This is a genomic window from Bradyrhizobium dasycarpum (assembly GCF_042019905.1).
Taxonomy (GTDB): Bacteria; Pseudomonadota; Alphaproteobacteria; order Rhizobiales; family Xanthobacteraceae; genus Bradyrhizobium; species Bradyrhizobium japonicum_B.
The window spans coordinates 2,317,993-2,341,024 of sequence record NZ_CP169574.1 but is presented as its reverse complement, the minus strand read 5'-3'; the positions used below and the strand labels follow the sequence as shown (position 1 = coordinate 2,341,024).

17 protein-coding genes, 1 pseudogene and 1 riboswitch are annotated in these 23,032 nt (G+C 65.8%); of the genes and pseudogenes, 14 read left to right on the top strand and 4 right to left on the bottom strand.

Annotated features, from left to right (window positions below):
• Nucleotides 1-36 precede the first annotated feature (36 nt).
• From ACETMP_RS11575 to cobT, 3 genes are read left to right on the top strand one after another with little or no spacing between them, the layout of a single operon-like run.
• Nucleotides 37-714, top strand: a complete 678-nt coding sequence (locus tag ACETMP_RS11575) for an energy-coupling factor ABC transporter permease (protein WP_375161047.1) — start codon at nucleotides 37-39, stop codon at nucleotides 712-714.
• 40 nt (nucleotides 715-754) lie between these two features.
• Nucleotides 755-1,504: a precorrin-6A synthase (deacetylating) gene (gene cobF, locus ACETMP_RS11570; protein ID WP_375161046.1), complete on the top strand. Its 750-nt coding sequence runs from the start codon at nucleotides 755-757 to the stop codon at nucleotides 1,502-1,504.
• 10 nt (nucleotides 1,505-1,514) lie between these two features.
• Nucleotides 1,515-2,567, top strand: coding sequence for a nicotinate-nucleotide--dimethylbenzimidazole phosphoribosyltransferase (gene cobT / locus ACETMP_RS11565; RefSeq protein WP_375161045.1), 1,053 nt, complete (start codon nucleotides 1,515-1,517; stop codon nucleotides 2,565-2,567).
• Here cobT and ACETMP_RS11560 read toward each other — a convergent pair.
• On the bottom strand, nucleotides 2,560-3,132 hold the full coding sequence (locus tag ACETMP_RS11560) for a histidine phosphatase family protein (protein ID WP_375161044.1): 573 nt from the start codon (nucleotides 3,130-3,132) through the stop codon (nucleotides 2,560-2,562). The two genes, cobT and ACETMP_RS11560, sit on opposite strands and share 8 nt — an antisense overlap.
• A gap of 73 nt (nucleotides 3,133-3,205) precedes the next feature.
• A riboswitch (cobalamin riboswitch) is annotated at nucleotides 3,206-3,408 on the top strand.
• Nucleotides 3,409-3,522: 114 nt separating this feature from the next.
• Between ACETMP_RS11560 and ACETMP_RS11555 the strand changes: the two genes are divergently transcribed.
• From ACETMP_RS11555 to ACETMP_RS11505, 11 genes and pseudogenes are all read left to right on the top strand, one after another.
• Complete coding sequence (locus ACETMP_RS11555) at nucleotides 3,523-5,877, top strand: TonB-dependent receptor (protein ID WP_375161043.1); 2,355 nt, start codon at nucleotides 3,523-3,525, stop codon at nucleotides 5,875-5,877.
• 12 nt (nucleotides 5,878-5,889) lie between these two features.
• On the top strand, nucleotides 5,890-7,314 hold the full coding sequence (locus ACETMP_RS11550; RefSeq protein WP_375161042.1) for a PepSY domain-containing protein: 1,425 nt from the start codon (nucleotides 5,890-5,892) through the stop codon (nucleotides 7,312-7,314).
• Between the two features lie 178 nt (nucleotides 7,315-7,492).
• On the top strand, nucleotides 7,493-9,094 hold the full coding sequence (locus tag ACETMP_RS11545; protein WP_375161041.1) for an ABC transporter substrate-binding protein: 1,602 nt from the start codon (nucleotides 7,493-7,495) through the stop codon (nucleotides 9,092-9,094).
• 17 nt (nucleotides 9,095-9,111) lie between these two features.
• A pseudogene (locus tag ACETMP_RS11540) lies at nucleotides 9,112-10,052 on the top strand (ABC transporter permease).
• Nucleotides 10,049-10,972: an ABC transporter permease gene (locus ACETMP_RS11535; protein ID WP_375161040.1), complete on the top strand. Its 924-nt coding sequence runs from the start codon at nucleotides 10,049-10,051 to the stop codon at nucleotides 10,970-10,972. Before ACETMP_RS11540 ends, ACETMP_RS11535 begins: the two are co-directional and overlap by 4 nt.
• Before the next feature lie 66 nt (nucleotides 10,973-11,038).
• On the top strand, nucleotides 11,039-12,028 hold the full coding sequence (locus tag ACETMP_RS11530; RefSeq protein WP_375161039.1) for an ABC transporter ATP-binding protein: 990 nt from the start codon (nucleotides 11,039-11,041) through the stop codon (nucleotides 12,026-12,028).
• Entirely contained in the window at nucleotides 12,025-13,023 is a 999-nt protein-coding gene (locus ACETMP_RS11525) for an ABC transporter ATP-binding protein (RefSeq protein WP_375161038.1), read from the top strand. Before ACETMP_RS11530 ends, ACETMP_RS11525 begins: the two co-directional genes overlap by 4 nt.
• Before the next feature lie 245 nt (nucleotides 13,024-13,268).
• Complete coding sequence (gene xylB / locus ACETMP_RS11520) at nucleotides 13,269-14,714, top strand: xylulokinase (RefSeq protein ID WP_375161037.1); 1,446 nt, start codon at nucleotides 13,269-13,271, stop codon at nucleotides 14,712-14,714.
• A gap of 130 nt (nucleotides 14,715-14,844) precedes the next feature.
• On the top strand, nucleotides 14,845-16,368 hold the full coding sequence (locus ACETMP_RS11515; RefSeq protein ID WP_375161036.1) for a sugar ABC transporter ATP-binding protein: 1,524 nt from the start codon (nucleotides 14,845-14,847) through the stop codon (nucleotides 16,366-16,368).
• Entirely contained in the window at nucleotides 16,361-17,401 is a 1,041-nt protein-coding gene (locus ACETMP_RS11510) for a ribose ABC transporter permease (RefSeq protein ID WP_375161035.1), read from the top strand. Before ACETMP_RS11515 ends, ACETMP_RS11510 begins: the two co-directional genes overlap by 8 nt.
• Nucleotides 17,402-17,502: 101 nt before the next feature.
• Entirely contained in the window at nucleotides 17,503-18,450 is a 948-nt protein-coding gene (locus tag ACETMP_RS11505) for an ABC transporter substrate-binding protein (protein ID WP_028135580.1), read from the top strand.
• 91 nt (nucleotides 18,451-18,541) lie between these two features.
• Here ACETMP_RS11505 and ACETMP_RS11500 read toward each other — a convergent pair whose 3' ends face one another.
• From ACETMP_RS11500 to ACETMP_RS11490, 3 genes are all read right to left on the bottom strand, one after another.
• A complete protein-coding gene (locus ACETMP_RS11500) occupies nucleotides 18,542-20,077 on the bottom strand; it encodes a hypothetical protein (RefSeq protein ID WP_375161034.1) in 1,536 nt (511 codons plus the stop codon).
• A gap of 28 nt (nucleotides 20,078-20,105) precedes the next feature.
• A complete protein-coding gene (locus ACETMP_RS11495) occupies nucleotides 20,106-21,281 on the bottom strand; it encodes a glycosyltransferase family 4 protein (protein WP_375161887.1) in 1,176 nt (391 codons plus the stop codon).
• A 237-nt stretch (nucleotides 21,282-21,518) separates the two neighbouring features.
• The gene (locus ACETMP_RS11490; RefSeq protein WP_375161033.1) at nucleotides 21,519-22,865 is read right to left on the bottom strand and encodes a lipopolysaccharide biosynthesis protein; all 1,347 of its coding nucleotides are present in this window, start codon (nucleotides 22,863-22,865) and stop codon (nucleotides 21,519-21,521) included.
• Nucleotides 22,866-23,032: the final 167 nt, after the last annotated feature.

Sequence of the window (23,032 nt, the reverse complement as noted above, 5' to 3'; positions counted from 1 at the left end):
AGGCCGTCGGGTGTGACGGCAGGAAGGATCTGAACCATGCATATCGAACCCGGTCTAGTGACGGGCGCCAAGCTCGTGCTGAGTTACGCAACCGGCATCGCCGCAGGCGGCGTTGCCTTGAAGCTTGCAGCCGAAACCGTGCGCGAGCAGGGCCTCGGCTCGTTCGCAGGCCGGACGCTCGCCACCACGATCCTCGTCTTCATCTTCTTCGAGATCCTGCCGCACTTCCCGGTCGGCGTCTCCGAGGTGCACTTCATTCTCGGCTCGACCTTGTTCCTGCTGTTCGGTGCCGCGCCCGCAGCCTTCGGCCTCGCATTCGGCCTGCTGCTTCAGGGTGTGTTGCTCGAGCCGGTCGACCTGCCGCAATACGGCATGAACGTCACGACGCTGCTGGTGCCGCTGTTCGCGATCCAGGCGATCGCCTCGCGGATCATTCCGCGCAACACGGCCTATGTCGACCTGAAGTATCGGCAGGCGCTGGCGCTGTCGACCACCTATCAGGCCGGCGTGATCGCCTGGGTGGCGTTCTGGGCGCTTTATGGCTCGGGCTTTGCGATGAGCAATCTCGCCAGCATCGCCACGTTCGCGGCGTCCTACGCGCTGGTGATCGTGATCGAGCCGCTCGCCGATCTCGCCGTGCTGGCGCTGGCGAAGTCGCTGCGCGGCGTCACCGCGCCCGGCCTCGTCACTCCGCGCCTGCACAACGCAGCTTGACTGAGACAAGGGGCGGCCGTCATGGCCGCCCCGACGCGCGATGCTCACGCTTTCCCTGATCGGCATCGGTTGCGGCGATCCCGGCCAGCTCACGCGCGCCGCCGTTCAGGCCATCAACGCCGCCGACCTCGTCCTGATTCCGCGCAAGGGAACGGCGAAATCCGATCTCGCCGATCTCAGGCGGACGATCTGCGCGGATGTGCTCACCAGCGACACGACAGCCATCGCCGAGTTCGATCTTCCCGTGCGCGATGCTGCCGAGGCGGATTACCGCAAGGGCGTGGACGACTGGCACGATGCGGTCGCCGCGACCTGGTCGCAGGCGATCGCAGATCATCTCGGAAGCAACGGCAAGGTTGCGCTGCTGATCTGGGGCGATCCTTCGCTGTATGATTCCTCGCTGCGCATCGCGCGGCGGCTCGCCCCCTTGCCCAGAATCGAGGTCGTGCCCGGCATCACGTCGATCCAGGCGCTGTGCGCGGCCCATGCGCTGCCGCTCAACGATATCGGCGAGCCGTTTCTGGTCACGACCGGGCGGCGCCTGCGCGAAGGCGGCTGGCCGCAAGGAATCGACACCGTGGTGGTGATGCTCGACGGCGGCACGGCATTCGAATCGTTGGATCCGGCAGGGATTCACATCTATTGGGGCGCCTATCTCGGCATGCCCGATCAGATCATCATGTCCGGCGCCCTCGCCGAAACCGGCTCGCGCATCGTCGCCGCACGGCAGGAGGCGCGCGCGCGGCATGGCTGGATCATGGACAGCTATATTCTCAAGCGCAGGCGTTAAGCGAGGCAGCATGCTCCCCGAATGGGTCACCCAGAACTGCCCCGCGATCTCCGCGCTTCATCGCGAGGCGGCGATCGCGCGTCAGGCGCAGCTGACGAAGCCGACCGGCGCACTCGGCCGGCTCGAGCAGCTCGCGATCGAGCTCGCCGGCCAGCAGGCGACCGCGCAGCCCCGTGCCGCGCGCGTGCCGATCATCGTCTTCGCCGGCGACCACGGCATCGTCGCGCAGGGCGTGTCGGCCTATCCGCAAGCGGTCACCATCGCGATGATGGCGAATTTCGCCTCCGGCGGTGCTGCGATCTCGGTGCTGGCGCGCGAGCTCGGCTCGCGCCTGGAGGTGGTCGATGCCGGCACGCTGGCGAGCGAGGAAATGACGGGCATCGTCGTCGACAAGCCGCGCCATGGCACCCGCGATTTCAGCGTGGAGGCCGCGCTCACGCCCGCAGAGCTGGCGTTTGCCTTCGAGGCCGGCCAGCGCGCGGTTGCGCGGGCGGAGGCCAGCCAGCCCGATCTGTTGATCTTCGGAGAGATGGGCATCGGCAACACCACGACGTCGGCGGCGATCGCGGCGAGCCTGCTTAGCATCAGCGCCGAGGAGATCGCGGGCAGCGGCACCGGCGTCGATGCGGCCGGCCGGGCGCACAAGGCACGCGTGATCGATGCCGCGCTTGCGCGTCACGGCGTTGCGGGCGCGGCGCCGGAGAAGGTTCTGTGTGCCGTCGGAGGGCTCGAAATCGCCGCGATCTCGGGCGCGATCATCGCCGCCGCGCAGCGCCGCATCCCCGTGCTGATCGATGGCTTCATCGTATCGGTTGCAGCGCTCGCAGCGGTGCGGCTGAACCCGTCCTGTCAGCCCTATCTGCTGCCGTCGCATCAATCGGCCGAGCAGGGCCATCGGCTGGTGCTGCGCGCTTTGAACGTGCAGCCGCTGATCAGCCTCGATCTCAGGCTCGGGGAGGGATCCGGTGCCGCCATCGCGCTGCCGCTGGTGCACTTGGCCTGCGCGCTCCACAACGGCATGGCGACCTTTGCAGAGGCCAATGTGCCTGACAGGCCTAGCTGATCCGCTGGTTGACCGAGACGACGCGCCAGCCGGCCGCGAGGCGATCGATCCGGGTCAGCGACAGCGGCTCGATCACGAAGCGCAAGGCGGCCTGCGGCGTGAGATCGAGCGAGATGCACAGCGCGGCGCGGATGGTGCCGGAATGCACGACCAGCGTGGCTGGTCCCGCTCCGATCCGCGACAGACCGAGCCGCACGCGCGCGACCTGATCGGCAAAGCTTTCGCCGCCCGGCGGCCTTCCGCCGGCCGGATCGTTCCAGAACTGCGCATAGGCCGCGCCGCCTTCGGCAGCGAGCTCGTCATGCCGATGGCCGGTCCAGTCGCCGAAATCCTGCTCGCGGAATTCGCTGACCTGCTTCGGTTCGAGCCCCAGCGCGCGCGCCGTGTCGACCGTGCGCCGCGCCGGGCTGGCGTAGCTCGCAGCGTCCCGCGGCAGGCGCTGCCGCAGCGCCTCCAGCTGCGCACGATCGCGGAGATCGGCCGGCGCATCGGCGGCATGGATCGTCCCTTTGACGCCATCGACCGGCGCATGTCGTATCAGCCAGAGGAAGGTCTCGCCTTCCATGCTCTCATCTCCGAGGAAGTTGTTCGCTGTGGCAATAACGCCGCAACTGCACATTGACTCCGTTGTGACGATAATCCTAGATGCTCGCGACGGTTTCCCCGAGAGGGGATGAAAAGGGAATGCGGTGCGGGGACATTGTCCCCAATGCCGCGGCTGCCCCCGCAACTGTGAGCGGATAATCCTTCGTCACAAGCCACTGGGTCCTCGGTCCCGGGAAGGCGACGAAGTGGTGATGACCCGCGAGCCAGGAGACCTGCCGTCAGCCGTGGTCACACGCGAAGATGTCGGTCGGGGAGTACAGACATTCGGCTTCATCGGATGGCTGCAAGGCCAAAGGTGAGACCTCGTTCGCTGTGACGTGCCACTGACGTCATACCGAGGTTTTGTGCCGTGTCTCCTGTTTGCATCTTACGACCACGCCGCGTCCTGCTTGCCTCCGCCGCCCTCACATCCTTGGCCGTGCTCGATCTGCCCGCCGCGCTGGCGCAGCAGGTTCGCGAACCGCTGCCGCCGGTCGAGGTGTCGCCGGCCCAATCCCGCAAACCAGCCAGGTCAACCGGCCGGGAGGCGCAAAGCCCGCGCCGCGCGGCGGCGCGCAGGCCCGCCTCGGCATCCACAGCGCCCAAGCCCGTCGCCCCGACTGCGGCGGCGCCGACGCCGCTCAACTCCAATGCGGTGGCCGAAAGCGCATCGCGGCTCGGCCTGACGGTGCGCGAGACGCCCGCGACCGTCGAGGTGATCTCGGCCGAGACCATGCGCGAGCAGGGCTACCGCACCGTCTCCGATGTCGCCCAGGGCGCGGTCGGCGTCACCTCCGGCGACAATCCTGCGGACCCCTCCGCCTTCTCGATGCGCGGCTTCACCAACAGCCAGATCAACACGCTCTACAACGGCATCAAGATCGGCCCGCAGAACATGACCTCGCGGATCATGGACACCGCCAATCTGGAGGCCGTGGAATTCCTGAAAGGCCCGGCCTCGCTGATCTCGGGCGAGGGCGCAGCCGGCGGCGCGATCAATTTCGTCACCAGGCAGCCGCATACGGGACCGATCCGGAACGAAGCCGATTTCTCCTGGGATTCCCTGAACTCGTTCCGCGCGCATTATGGCTCGGGCGGCAGCACCAACGTTCAGGGCCTCGACTACCGCTTCGACATCAGCCGCGCCGCGCTCAACGGCTTTGCCGACACCAACACCAAGATGCTGGATGTGTCCGGCCAGCTCAACTACCGCATCTCCGACAGCCTCAAGGTCTGGGGTGCGATCGAGTACCGCGAGGATCGTGGCAAGGCCTATTGGGGCGCGCCGCTGGTGCCGATCGCCTATAGCGGCTCGCATGCGACGAGCGGGATCGTTTCGGGCAATTACGTCTCGAACTACAACAAGACCAATCTCGGCGCCGTCACCATCGACGACCGCACCTTCAACACCAACTACAACGTTCTCGACAACCGCAATGTCGCGCAGGAAGTCTGGCTGCGCGGCGGCTTCGAGCTGAAGCTCGCGCCCGATCTCACGCTGAGAAGCCAGGCCTATGGCTATGGCGCGGAACGCAGCTGGTTCAACAACGAGGTCGAGGCGTTCAATTCCGCAACGAACCTGGTCGATCGCGAGCGCTTCTACGTCGCACACAGCCAACGTCTCGTCGGCAACATTACTGACCTGGTCTGGGACACGAACATTGCCGGGTTCGACAATCGGCTGGTCACGACGTTGTCGTCGAGCTATCTCGATTTCGTCAGGCCGGGCGCGGCAAACTTCCCCGGCGATTCCGTCTCGTTGGTCGATCCCGTCAGAGGCTTCTACGGCTTGCTGACGACGCAGCAGCAGACTGCGCGGATCGACAACGAAGCCCTGTCGTTCGAGGACCGGCTGAAGCTGACGCGGACCTTCGCGCTGATCGGCGGCATCCGCATCGAGCATATCGGGCTCGATCGCAACTCGACCGACAAGAGCGGCCTGGAGAAAGTGGGCTTCCCGTACACCAAGGACTGGGCGCCTGTGACGGGGCGCGTCGGCTACACCTGGGAGGCGGTGCCCGGATTGACTTTCTTCAGCCAGTACGCGACCGGCGCGGACGTTTCGGCCAACAACATCTTCCTGCTGTCGCCGACCCAGCCGCTGGACCTCACCACCGCACGCACCTTTGAGACCGGCGTCAAGCATCTGTTCTGGGACAACAGGGCGGAGTGGTCGTTCTCGGCCTACGACATCGTGCGCAAGAACGTCTATGCCGCGGCCGGCGGCCAGGCGCTCAATATCGCCGGGCGGCAGGAGTCCAAGGGCGTCGAACTTGCGGCGTCGTTGCGTCCGATCGAGCCGCTGCGGCTCTGGGGCAACATCGCCTATGTCGATGCACGCTATGCCGACTATAATTTCGCCGGCGGCTCGTTCTCCGGCAACACGCCGCCGAACGTGCCGCGCATCGTCGCCAATGCCGGCGCGTCCTGGCGCTTCTTCACGCCCTGGCCGGTGGAGCTCGGCATCACCGGCCGCCATGTCGGCGACCGCTACAACACCGATGCCAATGTGGTGACGATGAAGGCCTACACCGTCGCCGACGTCTATGCCTTCGTCGACATCCCCAAGACGGTATTTGGCGCGGTCGACCAGGCCCGCCTGACCTTCCGCGTCCGCAACATCACCGACAAGCGCTATGCGATCTGGGGCGATCCGTTCTATCCCGACCAGATCCTCCTGGGCGCGCCGCGCACCTATGAACTCTCGGCGACGTTCAAATGGTAGGACGCTGACCGCATGATGGGCGCGGTCGTCCTGTTGCATCGCTGGCTCGGCATCGCGTTCTGCCTGCTGTTCGCGATGTGGTTTTCGACCGGCATCGTGATGCACTTCGTTCCGTTTCCGTCGCTGACGGAAGCGGAGCGCTTTGCCGGCCTCGCGCCGCTGGAGCATGCCGAGACGAGGATCGCGATCGCCGATGCGGTCGCCGCGAGCGGGGTCATCGATGCCACGCGCGTGCGTTTGGTCGAGCGGCGCGGCGGATCGGTCTATATCGTGTCGGGGCCGTCGCGCGTCCGTGCGGTCCGGGCCGCCGACGGGCAGGACGCAGCTTTGACGTCCGCCGATCTCGCGCTGGCCATCGCGCAGGATCACGCCCGCCGCCGCGGGCTCGATGCCGCGCGGGCCGGGATCGTGGCGCTGGAAGACTACGATCAGTGGAGCGTGCCGAACGGCTTTGACCGCCACCGGCCCTTGTTTCGCATCGCGCTCGGCGATGCCGCTGGAACGGAGGTCTATGTCTCGTCGCGCACCGGCGAGGTCGTCCTCGATACGACGCGAGGCGAGCGCGGCTGGAATTGGGCCGGCGCTGTGCTGCACTGGATCTATCCCACGTCCCTGCGGAGCAATTGGTCGCTGTGGGATCGCGTTGTCTGGACGCTGTCGCTGCTGGCCTTGCTCGCGGCTGCGCTGGGCGCGGTGCTCGGAATGGTACGGGTCAGAATGCGAGGTTGCATGATCTCGACGCCCTACCGCGGCTGGCATGCGCTGCATCACCTCGTTGGCCTTGTGGCAACGGTCTTCGTGCTGACCTGGATTTTCAGCGGCTGGCTTTCGATGGATCACGGCCGGCTGTTCTCGCGCGGAGAGCTGAGCCCTACCGAAGCCGGCGTGATGAACGCGGCACCGGACTGGACGGCGGCTCCGTCATTCGATCGAGAGCCGACAGCGTCGCCGGTCCGCGAGGTTGAATGGTTCGCCTTCGGCGGCCAACTCTATCGCCGCGATCGCTCCGCTCTCGGTGTCCAGACCCTGGCCATGGCAGGGGATGCCTCCCGCGCGGAATTTCTGACTGCGCGCGAGGTCGAAGGGCTGGCGGTGCGGCTCGCTACTGGATGCAGTACGCCGTCGGTCCTGGCCGGACACGACGATTATCCTGCACATTCCGACGTCGCCGGTGCTCCCGTCTTTCGCGTCCGCTGCGGCGATCTCTGGTTTGACATCGACGGTGCCGGCGGCCAGGTGCTGCAACGGCTGGATGCGTCGCGGCGCGCCTATCGCTGGTTCTACAGCGCGCTGCACACGCTCGACTTCCCCATACTCATGGCGCGCCCGCTTCTGCGCGATGTTCTCATCGTCGGGCTCTGTGCGCTGGGTTTCGTGTTCTCCCTGACCGGTGTCGTGATCGGTTGGCGGCGCCTGCGGCTCTCGCTGATGGTCTGACCCAGGCGAACCAGCCGCGATCCCGACGCGGAGCGCATGCCGGGGCGGTCCAAATCGCAATGAGATCCTGCTGGCGAAGGGCCGGTTCGTGGCATACCATTTGCAAGCCAATGAGCTCTGGTTTCACCTGCCTTTGGCCAACGATGGCCGGCAATCACGGCATTACTGGGAGGACTTCATGGATCGCAGGACCGTATTGAAGGGACTGGCTGGCGCGGGCGGTCTGGCATTGACCGGCCTCTCGGCCCCGGCCATCGCGCAAGGCGCATCGGCCCGCACGCTGCGCTTCGTGCCCCAGGCCAATCTCGCCAATTTCGATCCGATCTGGGGCACGCAATATGTCGTGCGTAACGCCGCCGCGCTGGTCTGGGACACGCTTTACGGCATCGATTCCACGCTCCAGCCGCAGCGCCAGATGGTCGAGTCCGAGGAGACCTCCGACGACGGCAGGATCTGGACGTTCCGCTTGCGCCCCGGTCTCAAGTTCCATGACGGCGAGCCGGTGCTGGCCAAGGACGTGGTCGCGAGCCTGTCGCGCTGGGCGGCGCGCGATCCGATGGGTCTGATGATCATCGCGATCCAGCAGGAGCTGACGGCCGTCGACGACCGCACCTTCAAATGGGTCTTGAAGCAGCCCTTCCCGAAAATGCTCTACGCGCTGGCCAAGAACAATGCGCCGTGCTCCTTTATCATGCCCGAGCGCATTGCCAAGACCGACCCGTTCAAGCAGATCACCGAATATGTCGGCTCGGGTCCGATGAAGTTTGCCAAGGGCGAATGGGTGCCGGGCGCCAAGGCGGTGTTCGAGAAGTTCGCCGACTACGTGCCGCGCCAGGAGAAGGCATCCTGGCTCGCTGGCGGCAAGCAGATGATGGTCGATCGCGTGGAGTGGATCGTGATGCCGGATCCGGCCACCGCCGCCGCCGCCCTGCAGAACGGCGAGGTCGATTGGTGGGAGAACCCGATCGCCGATCTCGTGCCCGTGCTGAAGAAGAACAAGAACATCAGCGTCGATATCGGCGATCCGCTCGGCAATATCGGCTCGTTCCGCATGAATCATCTGTTCGCGCCGTTCAACGATGTGCGCGCGCGGCGCGCTGTGCTGATGGCGATGAACCAGGAAGACTACATGCGCGCGATCGTCGGCGACGATAACGCGTTGTGGAAGTCGCTGCCTGGCTTCTTCACGCCGGACACGCCGCTCTACAGCGAGTTGGGCGGCGAGATCCTGAAGGGCAAGCGCGATCTCGACGCCGCCAAGAAGCTGCTCGCCGAGAGCGGCTATTCCGGCCAGCCGGTGACGTGCCTGGTCGCGCAGGACCAGCCGATCACGAAGGCGCAAGGCGACGTCACGGCCGACCTCCTCAAGAAGCTCGGCATGAATGTCGACTTTGTCGCGACCGATTGGGGCACGGTCGGCTCCCGCCGTGCGGCGAAGACGCCGCCGGGGCAGGGCGGCTGGAACATGTTCCACAGCTGGCACGCCGGCGCCGACTGCATCACGCCGGCTGCCTACACCGCCATCCGCGCCAACGGCGACAAGGCCTGGTTCGGCTGGCCCAACAGCCCGAACACCGAGAAGGAGATTGCGGGCTGGTTCGAGGCCAAGAATCTCGAAGAGGAGAAGGCGGCGATCGGGCGGGTCAACAAGGCGGCACTCGAGGATGTCGTCTACGCGCCGACCGGCTTCTTCCTGACCTATACGGCATGGCGCAAGAACGTCTCCGGCATCACCAAGGGACCGCTGCCGTTCTTTTGGGGCGTGTCGAAATCCGCATGATGCCGCGCTGAGGCCAGATGCTCTCCTACATTCTCCGTCGCATCGTCGCGACCCTGCCGGTCATGGCGATCGTCGCGCTGTTCGTCTTCAGCCTGCTCTACATCGCGCCGGGTGATCCCGCCGTGGTGATCGCGGGCGACCAGGCAAGTCCGGAGGATGTGGAGCGCATCCGCCAGAGCCTCGGTCTGGACCGGCCGTTCCTGATCCAGTTCGGAAGCTGGGTCTGGCGGATCCTGCACGGCGATCTCGGCACTTCGATCTTCACCAATCTGCCGGTGTCGGCGATGATCGGGCAGCGCCTCGGACCCACGCTGTCGCTGATGATCGTCACGCTGCTGCTCACGATCGTGGTGGCGGTGCCGCTCGGCGTGGTGGCGGCGTGGAAGGCCGGCAGCCTGATCGACCGCGTCATCATGGGCTTTGCCGTGTTCGGCTTCTCGCTGCCCGTCTTCGTGGTCGGCTACATGCTCGCCTACATCTTCGCGCTAGCGCTCGAATGGCTGCCGGTGCAGGGCTATACGCCTCTCAACCAGGGCTTCTGGCCGTGGCTGGAGAATTTGATCCTGCCCGCAATCGCGCTCGGCTGTGTCTACATCGCGCTGGTCGCGCGCATCACCCGCGCGGCCATGCTCGAAGTGCTGCAGCAGGACTATATCCGCACCGCGCGCGCCAAGGGCCTCGGTCAGGGCGGCATCCTGTTCATTCACGCGCTGAAGAACGCGGCGGTGCCGATCGTGACGGTGATCGGGATCGGTATCGCGCTGCTGATCGGCGGCGCGGTCGTGACCGAGGTGTGTTCGCAATTCCGGGCCTTGGCCGGCTCACGATCGATGCGATCCTGCGGCGCGACTATCCCGTGATCCAGGGCATCGTGCTGCTGTTCAGCTTCGTCTACGTCCTCGTCAATCTGATGATCGACGTCATTTACACGCTCGTTGACCCGAGGATCCGCTATTGACCGACACGACCGTCAATCCGCAATCGCTTCCAGCCGGGTTCGTGCTTGCACCACAACTGCCCGAAATCCTGCGGCCGGTCACGATCCGGCGCGGTTTCCTCGGATTCCTGCGCGGCCATCCCACCGTTGCGATCGGCGGCGCATTGCTGCTGACGCTGGTGCTGATCGCGGTCTTTGCACCCTATCTCGGGTCGGTCGATCCGACCGCGCTCGCGCCGGCCAAACGCACGCGGGCGCCGTCGGCCGATTTCTGGTTCGGTACCGACGTGCTCGGCCGCGATATCTATTCGCGCGTGCTCTACGGCGCGCGGGTCTCGCTCACGGTCGGGCTGTCGGTGGCGATCTTTGCATCCGTTGCCGGCCTTGCCATCGGCATGGTCTCCGGCTTCATCCGCTGGGCCGACGGCATCCTGATGCGCTTCATGGACGGGCTGATGTCGATCCCGCCGATCCTGCTCGCGATTGCGCTGATGGCGCTGACGAGGGGCAGCGTCGGCAACGTCATCCTGGCGATCACCGTGGCCGAGATCCCGCGCGTCTCGCGCCTCGTCCGCAGCGTCGTGCTGTCGCTGCGCGAGCAGCCCTATGTGGATGCGGCGGTCGCCTGCGGCACGCGCACGCCGATGATCATCCTGCGCCACATCCTGCCCAACACGGTGGCGCCCATGCTGGTGCAGGCGACCTATATCTGCGCCAGCGCCATGATCACCGAGGCGATCCTGTCCTTCATCGGCGCCGGCACGCCGCCGACCATCCCGTCCTGGGGCAACATCATGGCCGAGGGCCGCGCGCTGTGGCAGGTCAAGCCCTACATCGTGTTCTTCCCGGCGGCGTTTCTCTCGGTCACCGTGCTCGCGGTGAACCTGCTCGGCGACGGCCTTCGCGATGCGCTCGACCCGCGCATGGCCAAGAGCCTGTGATGTTGCCTGTAATGTTGCCTGTAATGTTGCCTGTAATGTTGCCTGTGATGGACCGAGGTTGACGCAATGGCGCTGCTCGAAGTCGACAACCTCCAGACCCATTTCCGCACCCCCGGCGGCATCAACCGCGCGGTCGACGGCGTATCCTTCCATGTCAATGAAGGCGAGACGCTGGCCATCGTCGGCGAATCCGGCTGCGGCAAGTCGGTGACCTCGATGTCCCTGATGCGGCTGATCCCGGAGCCGCCGGGCCGGATCGCAGGCAGCATCCGCTTTGCGGGCAGGGACCTCCTCAAGCTGTCCGATCGCGAGATGCGCGCGATCCGCGGCAACGACATCTCGATGATCTTCCAGGAGCCGATGACGAGCCTCAATCCGGTCCTTACCGTCGGCCGCCAGATCCGCGAGACCTTGATGATCCATCAGGGCCTCGACAAGCAGGCCGCCGAAGCGCACGCGATCGAGATGCTGACGCTGGTCGGCATCCCCGAGCCGAAGCGGCGGGTGCGCGAATATCCGCACCAGCTCTCCGGCGGCATGCGCCAGCGCGTGATGATCGCCATCGCACTCGCCTGCAATCCGAAGCTGCTGATCGCGGACGAGCCCACCACCGCGCTCGACGTGACGATCCAGGCCCAGATCCTCAAGCTGATGCTGGACCTCAAGCGCCGGGTCGGCGCCGCCATCATCCTGATCACCCACGATCTCGGCGTCGTCGCCGAGATCGCCGAGCGCGTCATGGTGATGTATGCCGGCCGCAAGGTCGAGGAGGCGCCGGTGGCCGAGCTGTTCCGTTCCCCGCGTCATCCCTACACCCAAGGTCTGTTGGGTGCGGTGCCGCGGCTCGGCTCCTCGCTGACGGGCACCGCGAGGCGGCTGGCCGAGATTCCGGGGCAGGTGCCCGATCTGCGCAAGCCGATCGCCGGCTGCGTCTTCGCCGGCCGCTGCGCGCTCGCGACCGATCCGTGCCGGCAGTATGCGCCGGGGCTCGAAGAGAAGGGCCCGCGCCACATCGCCGCCTGTCACTACGCGGCCAAGGGGGCCGTCGCGGCATGAGCCCTCCGCTGCTCCAGGTCAACGACCTCAAGAAGCATTTTCCGGTCAAGGCCGGGCTGTTCAGCCGCAAGTCCGAATTCGTCTATGCGGTCGACGGTGTGTCCTTCGAGATCGCGCGCGGCGAGACGCTGTCGCTGGTCGGCGAGTCCGGCTGCGGCAAGTCGACGGTCGGCCGCGCCATCCTGCGGCTGTTCGATATCACCGCGGGGCAGGTGATCCTCGACGGCCAGCGTATCGACGATGCGGCGCCGAGCACGATGCGCCAGATGCGCCGGCGCGTGCAGGTGGTGTTCCAGGATCCGTTCTCCAGCCTCAACCCGCGCATGCGGGTGCGCGATATCCTGGCCGAGCCGATCCGCAATTTCGGCCTCGCCAAATCCGCCGAGGATCTCGAAGTTCGCCTCACAGCGCTGATGGACACCGTGCGATTGCCGCGTGAGGCGCTCAATCGCAGGCCGCACGAATTCTCCGGCGGCCAGCGTCAGCGCATCGGCATCGCCCGGGCGCTGGCGGCAGAGCCCGAGCTGATCGTGTGCGACGAGGCGGTGTCCGCGCTCGACGTCTCGGTCAAGGCGCAGATCGTGAATCTGCTGCAGGATCTCCAGAGCGAGTTCGGCCTCGCGCTTTTGTTCATCAGCCACGACCTCGCGATCGTCGAGCACATGACCCACCGCGTCGCGGTGATGTATCTCGGCAAGATCGTGGAGGTGGCGCCGCGCCGCGAGATCTTCGCCGCGCCCAGACATCCCTATACCAAGGCGCTGCTGTCCGCGGTGCCGCTGCCGGAGCCGGGTGCCCAGCGCAACCCGATCATCCTCAAGGGCGACGTGCCGAGCCCGATCAACCCGCCGAAGGGATGCCGCTTCCACACCCGCTGCCCGCTCGTGTTCGATCGCTGCCGGGCTGAGGAGCCGGTGCTTCGCGCAGCCGGACCCGAGCAATGGGTAGCCTGTCATCTCGAAGAGGCCGCGCCAGCGGCGAGCCCGGAAGGGTGAGTTTCGCGCTGGAAATTCGTCAGCAAAAACAAACCCCGTTCTACTGTGCATGGGGTTGTTTTCGCAGTTTTGATGTGGTGTGAGGGCGTCAGAGGTTGAACTCGGCAGCCTTTCCAAAGCTGTCGAGATCTCTGATGTCGCGATGATCTACCCGCCGATGTTGCCATCATCGTTCGCCGCATTGGCCCGATGCACCGCGGAGCCGGGGACTTGGATCGACGCGGCGAAGTGAGCGGGAAGCATCCATGTATCTTGGCATCGATCTCGGCACCTCCGCAGTCAAGACCGTTCTCGTCGACGACGCCCAGCGCGTGATTGCAGGCGCGAGCCGGCCGCTGACGATCGCCTCGCCGCAGCCGGGTCATTCCGAGCAGGATCCCGCGCAATGGATCGAGGCGACCTTCGCCACGCTGGATGCCCTGAAGGCGAGCCATGCCGGCGCGCTGGCGGCGGTCGAGGGCATCGGGCTGTCCGGCCAGATGCACGGCGCTGTGCTGCTCGATGCGAGCTTGAGACCCTTGCGGCCTTGCATCCTCTGGAACGACGGACGCGCCGCGGCGGAGTGCCGTATCCTGGAGCAACGCTGGCCCGCCTTGCGTGCGGTGACCGGCAACAAGGCGATGCCGGGATTCACCGCGCCAAAGCTGCTCTGGATCGCGACGCATGAGCCCGAGATCTTTGCGGCGACCAAGCTCGTGCTGCTGCCAAAGGCGTATTTGCGCCTGGTGCTGTCGGGCGAGGCCGTCGAGGACGTCTCGGATGCATCGGGATCGCTATGGCTCGACGCCGCGCGCCGGGACTGGTCGGACGCCGCATTGGCCGCGACCGGCCTGACGCGCGAGCACATGCCGCGTCTGGTCGAGGGCTGCGCGCCCGCCGCAACGCTGCGCGCCGAACTCGCGCGGCGCTGGGGCATGACAAGGCAGCCGGTGATCGCGGGCGGTGCCGGCGACAATCCGGCGGGCGCCGTCGGCATCGGCGCGGTCCAGCCGGGAACCGCGTTCGTCACGTTGGGAACATCGGGTGCGCTGCTGGCGCCGACCGCCGCGATCGCCGCCAATCCGGATCGCGCGGTGCATACGTTCTGCCACGCCATCCCCGGCATGTGGATTCAGGCCGGCGCGATCCTGTCGGCCGCCTCCTGCCTCGCCTGGGCCGCGCGCCTGTTCGGCGTCACCGAGGCCGAGTTGCTGGCGCCGCTGGGATCACGCCCGCAGGCGCCGTCGCCGGTGAGCTTCCTGCCGTATCTTGCGGGCGAGCGGACGCCGCACGACGATCCCGCGGTGCGCGGCATGCTCGACGGCTTGAGCCATGGCACCGATCGCACTGCGATCGTGCAGGCGGTGCTCGAAGGCGTTGCCTTCGCACTGGCCGATTGCCGCGACGCGCTCGCGGATGCCGGCATCGTGATTGCGGAAGCCGACGCCATCGGCGGCGGATCGCGCTCGCCATTCTGGCTCTCGGTTCTTGCAAACGTGCTGAATGTTCCGATCCATCGCTTTGCCGGCGGCGAGACCGGCGCGGCGTTCGGTGCGGCTAGATTGGGGCGGCTTGCTGTCACGGGTGAGGCAATCGCCGCCGTGTGCACGCGGCCGCAGCGCGTCGAGACGTTCGAACCTGCCGCCGGGCTGATGGATGCCTACGCCGAGCGGCTTCCCGCCTGGCGCGAACTGTATCGGCCGCGCCACTAGCGCCGCCGCGATGCTGCGTTCGCTCGTGTTCAGCCTTGCCCTGCGCCGCGGCCTTTTGTTTAATGCGTGAACCGCGCTGACAAGAACGATAGAGACGCGGGTGGGAAACGCATTGTGCGCGGGAGGCACGATGAACGATCCGATCCTCGAGATGCGCGGGGTGTCAAAATCTTTCTTTGGCATCAAGGCACTGCGTGGCGTCGATCTCACCGTCTACGCCGGCGAGATTCACGCCTTGATGGGTGAGAACGGCGCCGGCAAGTCGACGCTGATGAAGATCCTGTCCGGCGCCTACAAGCCTGATCCCGGCGGCGAGATCCGCATCGAAGGACATCCGGTTCGGATCGAAGGTCCGCTCGGCGGCCGCGCGGCGGGCATCTCCATCATCTATCAGGAGCTGTCGCTGGCGCCCAATCTCAGCGTCGCGGAGAATATTTATCTCGGACGGGAGATCTCGCGTTCAGGACTGCTGGCGCGCGGGGAGATGCGCGAGGGCGTCGGTCCCATTCTGAAGCGGCTCGGCGCAGACTTCCTGCCGTCGACGCTGGTGGCGCATCTGTCCATGGGCCAGCGGCAATTGGTGGAGATCGCGCGTGCGCTGCACGCCAGATCAAAGATTCTGATCATGGACGAGCCGACCACCGCGTTGTCGGCCGGCGAGACTGCGCGGCTGTTCGCGCTGATCCGTCAGCTCCGGGCGGAGGGGCTCGCCATCATCTACATCTCGCATCGCATGGACGAGGTCTACGCGCTCGGCGACCGCGTCACCGTGCTGCGCGACGGCCGGCTGGTCGGATCGCTCGACAAGCCCGAGATCCGTGCCGACACCATCGTGCGACTGATGGTCGGGCGCGACGTCTCCTCGTTCTACAAGAAGGATCACGATCCCGATGCGGGGCGTGGACATCCCGTGCTCGCGGCGATCGACATGGCCGAGGGCCAGCGCGTCAAGGGCTGCTCGCTGACCGTGCATGCGGGCGAGGTGGTCGGGCTCGCCGGCCTGATCGGCGCCGGCCGCACCGAGCTTGCCCATCTCATCATCGGCGCGCAGCCAAAGACCTCCGGCCGGCTCGAGCTGGAGGGACACCCGGTCGAGATCCGCAACCCCGGCGAGGCGCTCGAGGCCGGGATCGCCTATCTGACCGAGGACCGCAAGGCGCTCGGCCTGTTCCTGGATATGTCGTGTCTGGACAACATCAACCTCGCGGTGCTCGGCCGCGACGCCAAGCTCGGCTGCTTCCTCGATCGCGACAAGGCGCGCGAGCGCGCCGAGAGGGCCTTCGCGGGCCTCAGCATCCGCGCCGCCAATGTCGGCGTTCCGGCCGGTGGCCTGTCCGGCGGCAATCAGCAGAAGCTGCTGCTGTCGCGGCTCCTCGCCATCGCGCCGAAGGTCCTGATCCTCGACGAGCCGACGCGTGGCGTCGATGTCGGCGCCAAATCCGAGATCTATTCGATCATCGACAATCTGGCCAAGGCCGGCACCGCCATCCTCGTCATCTCGTCCGACCTGCCCGAGATCATCGGCATCTGCGACCGCGTCGTCGTCATGCGGGCCGGCCACATCGCAGGCGAGGTGAGGCGCGGACCGAATTCGCCGCTGACACAAGAGGACATCATGGCGCTTGCCACGGGGATGGAGCATCTCGATGCCTGACAACGGTGCTGCGGAGGTCCGGTCCGACCTGACGACGACCAACGGTGCTGCCGCCGAGACAAAGCGCCAGCGGGTGAGGATGCTGATCAGCGCGCTCGGCATGCTGCCGGTGCTGTTGATTCTCTGCGTCGGCTTCCATTTCCTGTCCGAGGGACGCTTCTTCACCGGACAAAATCTCGGCATCGTGTTGCAGCAGGCCGCAGTGAACACCGTGCTCGCCGCAGGCATGACCTTCGTCATCCTCACCGGCGGCATCGATCTCTCGGTCGGCTCGATCCTTGCGGCCTCCGCAATGGCCGGATTGACGCTGTCCAAGCTGCCGGAGCTTGGCGTGCTGTGGCTGCCGGCCGCGCTGTTCACCGGTCTTGTCTTCGGTGTCGTCAACGGCGCGCTGATCGCGCTGCTCCGCCTGCCGCCCTTCATCGTCACGCTCGGCTCCCTCACGGCGGTGCGCGGCCTCGCGCGACTGCTCGGGGCCGACACCACCGTGTTCAATCCGTCCATTCCCTACGCCTTCATCGGCAACGGCTCGCTGACGCTCGTTCCCGGCGTCGCGTCGATCCCGTGGCTCTCGGTGATCGCCTTGCTCGTCATCCTGGTCTCGTGGCTGGTGCTGCGCCGGACCGTGCTCGGCGTGCACATCTATGCGGTGGGCGGCAACGAGAGCGCGGCGCGGCTCGCGGGCATCAAGGTCTGGGCCGTGCTGATCTTCGTCTATGGCATCTCCGGACTGTTCGCCGGGCTCGGCGGCGCCATGCAGGCGGCGCGGCTCTACGCCGCCAACGGCCTGCAACTCGGCCAGTCCTACGAGCTCGATGCGATCACCGCCGTAATCCTGGGCGGCACCTCGTTCGTCGGCGGCATCGGCTCGATCTGGGGGACGCTGGTGGGCGCGCTGATCATCGCGGTGCTGTCGAACGGCCTCATCCTCGTCGGTGTCTCCGACATCTGGCAATATGTCATCAAGGGCCTGGTGATCATTGGCGCCGTGGCGCTCGATCGCTATCGGCTGCAAGGCTCAGCCAGAACCTGACGGCTCCGCCAGAGCCTGAAGGCTCCGCCAGAACTTGAAAGCTTCCGTTGCGGCAACTGGTCTGCCGTGCCGGGAAAGAAGACAGACCAGGGAGGAAGTCCATGTTGAAGACGATCATGCTCGCCGGCGCCGCGACGGCGCTTGTTCTCAGCACCGCGCCGTCCTCGGCCAAGGAGCTCAAGTCGATCGGCGTCTCGCTGGGGTCGATGGGTAACCCGTTCTTTGTCGCGTTGTCGAAGGGCGCCGAGTTCGAGGCAAAGAAGACCAATCCCAACGTGAAGATCACCACGGTCGGCTTCGAGTACGATCTCGGCAAGCAGGTCACCCAGATCGACAATTTCATCGCCGCCGGCGTCGATCTGATCCTGCTCAATCCCGGCGACCCCAAGGCGATCGGGCCGGCGATCAAGAAGGCGCAAGCCGCGGGCATCGTCGTCGTCGCGGTCGACACCGCGGCCGAAGGCGCCGATGCCACGGTGACCACGAACAACGTGCAGGCTGGCGAGATCTCCTGCCAGTACATCGTCGACAAGCTCGGCGGCAAGGGCGACGTCATCATCGAGAACGGGCCGCAGGTCTCCGCCGTGATCGACCGCGTCGTCGGCTGCAAGAACGTCCTGTCGAAGAATCCGGGCATCAAGGTGCTGTCCAGCGACCAGGACGGCAAAGGCTCGCGCGAAGGTGGCCTCACCGTCGCGCAGGGCTATCTGACCCGCTTCCCCAAGATCGATGCTATCTTCGCCATTAACGACCCCCAGGCGATCGGCACCGACCTTGCGGCCCGCCAGCAAAACCGCAGCGGCATCATCATCACCGCGGTCGACGGCGCCCCCGATATCGAGGCCGCGCTGAAGGATCCGCAGTCGCCGCAGATCCAGGCCTCGGCTTCGCAGGATCCGTTCTTCATGGCGCGGCGGGCCGTGCAGGTCGGTGTCGGCATCCTCAATGGCCAGAAGCCGGCTTCGACCGTCGAGCTTTTGCCGTCCAAGCTCGTGACCAGGGACAACGTCGCCCAGTACAAGGGCTGGACCTCGGATCGTTCGCAGTAAGCGCCGCTCTTACTGAAGTGCCGACTACGAAACAGCGGGCGGTGTGCTTGATGCGCGCCGCCCGTATCGTGATAGCCGACCCTGATCCGCGTCAGCGCGCCGCGGAAGGATTGGCTCGCGCGGGCAACACAGTCGACGGAGATTTGCTGGCAAAAGCGCGGGTCTTGGGCTGGACCCGCGAGCCGTCGATGACTTCAAGCCGGCCACAGCGGTTCAGGGTGTGGAGCTTCCTGCCGGGCCACGCCGGTCCGGGCTTCAGGCAATGGCGTACGGTCTGCCTGAAGGCCGTCGGCGACAGTTCGACCACTTCCGCCAGCGCGAGCGCCGCGCCGTATCCGTCGGCGCAGTTCTGGACCGGACGCCACAATTTATCGTTGATGGTGACGAAATTCCCTGCCGGCCGCGTGCTCGCGCGGTCGATCAGGACCGGATTGCTGGCGTGGGGCAACCAGGGGCCCAGGAGGTGCTCCGCGCAATAGATCGCCAGCGAATCCGAGTAGCCGCCGGTCCCGTCGCGCCAGGCGCCGAACAGATAATGCAGGCCGTTGTGCTGCGTGATCGTCGCGTCTGCCAGCTCGAGACCGGACAGCAGCGTCGCGTGCCGCTCCCATTTGTCGGGGAAGCGGACGCATCTGTAGAGGGCGACGTCCCCGTGGGTCGAACTCTCCGGGATCATCCACAAGGCGCCATCGTGTTCGATCAGGAACGGATAGGAGAGATGCCAGGGCTCCTCCAGCACCGGCACGGCCTCGCCGACCGGTCCATTGTCACCGAACTCGACCGCCGAAATGATGCCTTTTCCGATGCGGTGATCGAGGTCCTCGAAGAAGACGAATGTTCGTCCCTGCCACGTGATCGGAAAGGGATCGGCGTAGAAGTGGTTTCCGGGATCCTTCAGAACGTTCCAGCCCGGACCTGAGAGATCTCCGGTCTGCCAGACCCCCGCGCCGTCATTGAAGCGCCATCCGACATGCCAATGCGGGGCATAGCAGCAGAGACGATAGATCTCCTTGGCGATCGATACGGCGAGGCCGCGCACGACATAGGCCGTCGGCTGCCGGCCGACGCCTGCTCCGGCGGGGCGCGCCAGCTGCGGCACGATGCGCGGCCTTCCCGACAGGATCGCCGCCACCATGGTCAGGGTTCGCGCCATGACGGTTTCGAGCGCGCCGCTGAGACCCGCGGCAATTTCGCCGGATGGATGGCCGCGATCGACGACCGAGCCGTCGACCTCGTTGATGATCTCGATCACCGGCAGGTCGCCGGCCAGAATGGCGGCGAGCGCGGCATTCTCGCCGGCAACTCCGTTGAACAGCGGACGGAGATACAACCGGGCGGAGCTGCCCGGAACGCGCGCGCCGCCGGTGAAATCGACGATCACGTCGGCGCCCTCGGTATCAGCCTGCGTCCGCTCCGGAACGACGCCGAGCCTATTGGCGCCGCAGGGCTTGCCCTTGTGCAACACCACGCGTTCGAGCTCGAAAAGGGCGTCGAGGCCCGCGGGCCGCGGCTCGGCATTTGCCGTCCACGCGATCTGAACCGGAACATCCCGGCCGTCGATCGACAGCGTCTCACGGCTCATCCACCGCCGCGCGTACTCTCGTTCACAGCGAAACTCGATGATCATGTCGAGCCGATCTACCCAACGTTTCAGGTCAAATGACCTGGCCGAGAATACGAACGTATTCCTCCACCATTGCATCTACCGAATAGCGCAGCCTCAGGCCTTTGGCGTTTTGTCGCAGCGCCTCGCGCAAAGGTTGGTCCGTCAGCAGCAGGGAGACCGCTGCCGAGAGCTTCGGATGATCGGAGGCATCAACAAAGAGCGCAGTCGGTTTGCCTTCGCAGGACAGCACTTCGCGCAGGACGGGAAGATCGGCCACGACGGAGGGAACACCGGCGTTGGCAGCCTCAACCGCGGCCAGGCCGAAGGTTTCGGCTTGCGTCGGAAACACGAACACGTCGAGACAGGCGAGAAAGTCCGCCATCCGGCTGGGCGGGATTTCCCCGAGCAGATGTAGCCTGTCGGAGACCTTCAGTTCATCCGCCAGCTGCCTCAGCCGGGCCTCGTCGGCGCCCTGGCCGGCGAGCGCGAGATGCCAGGACGGCTGATCCGGCAACAGACGTATCGCCAGGTCGAGCCGCTTGTGCGGATGCAGCCTTGCGGCGCAGCCGAGCAGGACGCGATCGGGCGGCAGATTGAATGCCTGTCGTGCAGCGTCCTTCGAAAGGGTGAGAGCCTTGTCGTCGAAGCCGTGCGGCACGTGCACCATGCGCGACCGGTAAGCTGCGGGGTAACGCGAATATTCGCGCTCCATGTCCTTCGAATTGAGCGTGATGCGGTCGAAGAAGCCGAGGCTGCCCATGACGATGTCGGCGGTGCGGACCGGCCGGCTCATGGCCAATGCGGATGAAACCTGATTGGCGACGACAGCTGCGCGGCTGACGAGGCGCGTCATGCCGGCGCCGATGACGTTGCCGAAATGCTGGAACGTCAGGACGGCGTCGGGCCTGATGGTCCTGATGTGACGACCGAGCGTCCACAGCATGCGGAGCAGCGCCACCGGATTGCCTGGCCGGCTCGGCGCGCAATAGAGCGTATCGGGCGGCTCGTCGAAGGAGTCCGATTTACGGAAGAAGAACAGATTGGTGACGCGGTAGCCGCGCGCTGTCAGCCCGGCGCCGAGCAGCCTGGAGATCTCCTGCGCGCCGGCGTTCTCGGCCTGGGTTTGCGCGAGCAGCACGTGCGGCTTTGGTCCGCCGCGGTTCGACCGCGCGGGTGCGGTCGCAGTCGGCTCGCCCAAGTCCTTGTTCGGCTGATAATGCAGCACGGCTCCCGACCCGCTCAAGAAACGAAATCTTCACCTTCTTAACTCCGTACCTATCATGCGGGCATCGCGCGGACACTGGCTAGCCACAAACGGAGTTAATGCGAAGCTCAGTTGCCGACGTTGTTCGCGCAGTCATTTCGCCGGTTCCCGGCTGATGCACATGGAGCGCGTTAACCAAGCCGTTTTGCGCAGTGCGGATGCGGAATGGGGATTGCCGAGCAACGGCGTGTTCCGCGCCTACTCACCGGGGTCGGCGCCGCGGACGGCAAACTTGCCGCGTCTTGTGGCGCTGAAGCGCAACAGCACGAGAATTGAGGGATCCACGCCGGATCGACGGCGGCAAAGCACGTTCAGGGCAATGGTTGCGAGCGCCAGCGACACCGTGGCGGAAATCGCCGCGCCAAGCAGGCCGAGCCAGGGAATGAGGACAAGAAATCCCACGAGCCGCAGTGCGACGTTCGCAGCCACGACGGGAACATAGATTCGTTCGTGGCCTGTCAGCTGCAGGATCGCAGCGGCGGGGCCGCCCGCGGCCTGGATGGCGGTGCCGACTGCCAGCACGATCAGGACCGAATGCTGCTCGGTGAAATGGGGTCCGAACAAATTGAGGAGATAGGTGCCGCCGATCCAGACCGTGGCGAGTCCGGCGGCCACGCACAGCGCGGTCACTTCCGCCATCAACCGCAGGGTTCGCTCGAACTCCCGATGATTCTTGCTGAAGTACAGCGAGGGCAGCCGACGCGCGCCGAACGTGTACAACGCCGCCGAGACCATGGCGAAGATGTTGGCGAGTCGCGAGGCGGCAAAGTAGATTCCGGCCGTCGTAGGATCCAGCATCCAATAGACCAGGATGACGTCGAAATACTGGTTGGCGACCTCGAGGATGGATGCGAGCCAGAAGTGCAGGGCGCTGGACCGCCAGCGCGAGGTTTCGGAGCGCGCCGCCGTGCCGCGCAAATCCGGCAGCACGCGCGCGACCGAAATGATCTGCGACGCCAGGCTGACCGACATGGCAATGGTCATCACCGCGAACAACTCGGCGGCATCGAGTTGCCGGTGCGCGAGCAGCATGGCGAGCAGGAAGACCACGACGATAGCCCGCCAGAAGAACTCGCGATTTCCTTCGCCCATGAGAATGCTGACCAGCGAGCGTGCGATCTGGCTGCCGAGCATTATGCAGGCATTCACGGCCGTATAGGCCGACACCGCCAGGATGAGCACCCACCAGTCACCTCTCATGTGCGCTGCAATGGCAATGCCGACGATCACGATCAGCATGGCAATCGAGGTGATCTTGAAGCTCGACAGGAGAAGACCCTTGGTGAGATCCGGCCTGTGGCCGACCTGATACTCGTTCAGGAAGCGCACCAGCAACGATTCTTGGCCGACCAGTCCCACCACCGCGGCGATCTGGGCCACCGAAAGCCAGGTCGCGAAAATGCCGAAGCCATCCGGCGACATCGTTCGTGCCGCCAGCGAGAACAGCGCAAACGCAAGTGCGCCGCTGCCAACCTTCAGGAGGATGGTTCCGACGACACCGCGCGTGACGTCACGCCGCAACAATTGAAGGATGGATTCGATCATGGAAGTTTAAGGAGCTGCTCTCTCCCGAAGGGACGTGCTCCGACGCCGATGGCAATCTAGCATGCCGAAAAACCGCGAGTGTTAATGAGCGTCCAGGATCCAGTCGGCGACGACGATATCGCGGCGATCCCGGTTGCTTCGCGGTGGAACACTCGTCGTCTCCCTTG

Coding starts and splice junctions, on each gene's coding strand:
- ACETMP_RS11510 (WP_375161035.1), top strand. CDS start 16,361: ATGCCTGACAACGGTGCTGCGGAGGTCCGGTCCGACCTGACGACGACC.
- xylB (WP_375161037.1), top strand. CDS start 13,269: ATGTATCTTGGCATCGATCTCGGCACCTCCGCAGTCAAGACCGTTCTC.
- cobT (WP_375161045.1), top strand. CDS start 1,515: ATGCTCCCCGAATGGGTCACCCAGAACTGCCCCGCGATCTCCGCGCTT.
- ACETMP_RS11515 (WP_375161036.1), top strand. CDS start 14,845: ATGAACGATCCGATCCTCGAGATGCGCGGGGTGTCAAAATCTTTCTTT.
- ACETMP_RS11530 (WP_375161039.1), top strand. CDS start 11,039: ATGGCGCTGCTCGAAGTCGACAACCTCCAGACCCATTTCCGCACCCCC.
- ACETMP_RS11525 (WP_375161038.1), top strand. CDS start 12,025: ATGAGCCCTCCGCTGCTCCAGGTCAACGACCTCAAGAAGCATTTTCCG.
- ACETMP_RS11505 (WP_028135580.1), top strand. CDS start 17,503: ATGTTGAAGACGATCATGCTCGCCGGCGCCGCGACGGCGCTTGTTCTC.
- cobF (WP_375161046.1), top strand. CDS start 755: ATGCTCACGCTTTCCCTGATCGGCATCGGTTGCGGCGATCCCGGCCAG.
- ACETMP_RS11545 (WP_375161041.1), top strand. CDS start 7,493: ATGGATCGCAGGACCGTATTGAAGGGACTGGCTGGCGCGGGCGGTCTG.
- ACETMP_RS11490 (WP_375161033.1), bottom strand. CDS start 22,865: ATGATCGAATCCATCCTTCAATTGTTGCGGCGTGACGTCACGCGCGGT.
- ACETMP_RS11560 (WP_375161044.1), bottom strand. CDS start 3,132: ATGGAAGGCGAGACCTTCCTCTGGCTGATACGACATGCGCCGGTCGAT.
- ACETMP_RS11575 (WP_375161047.1), top strand. CDS start 37: ATGCATATCGAACCCGGTCTAGTGACGGGCGCCAAGCTCGTGCTGAGT.
- ACETMP_RS11550 (WP_375161042.1), top strand. CDS start 5,890: ATGATGGGCGCGGTCGTCCTGTTGCATCGCTGGCTCGGCATCGCGTTC.
- ACETMP_RS11500 (WP_375161034.1), bottom strand. CDS start 20,077: ATGATCATCGAGTTTCGCTGTGAACGAGAGTACGCGCGGCGGTGGATG.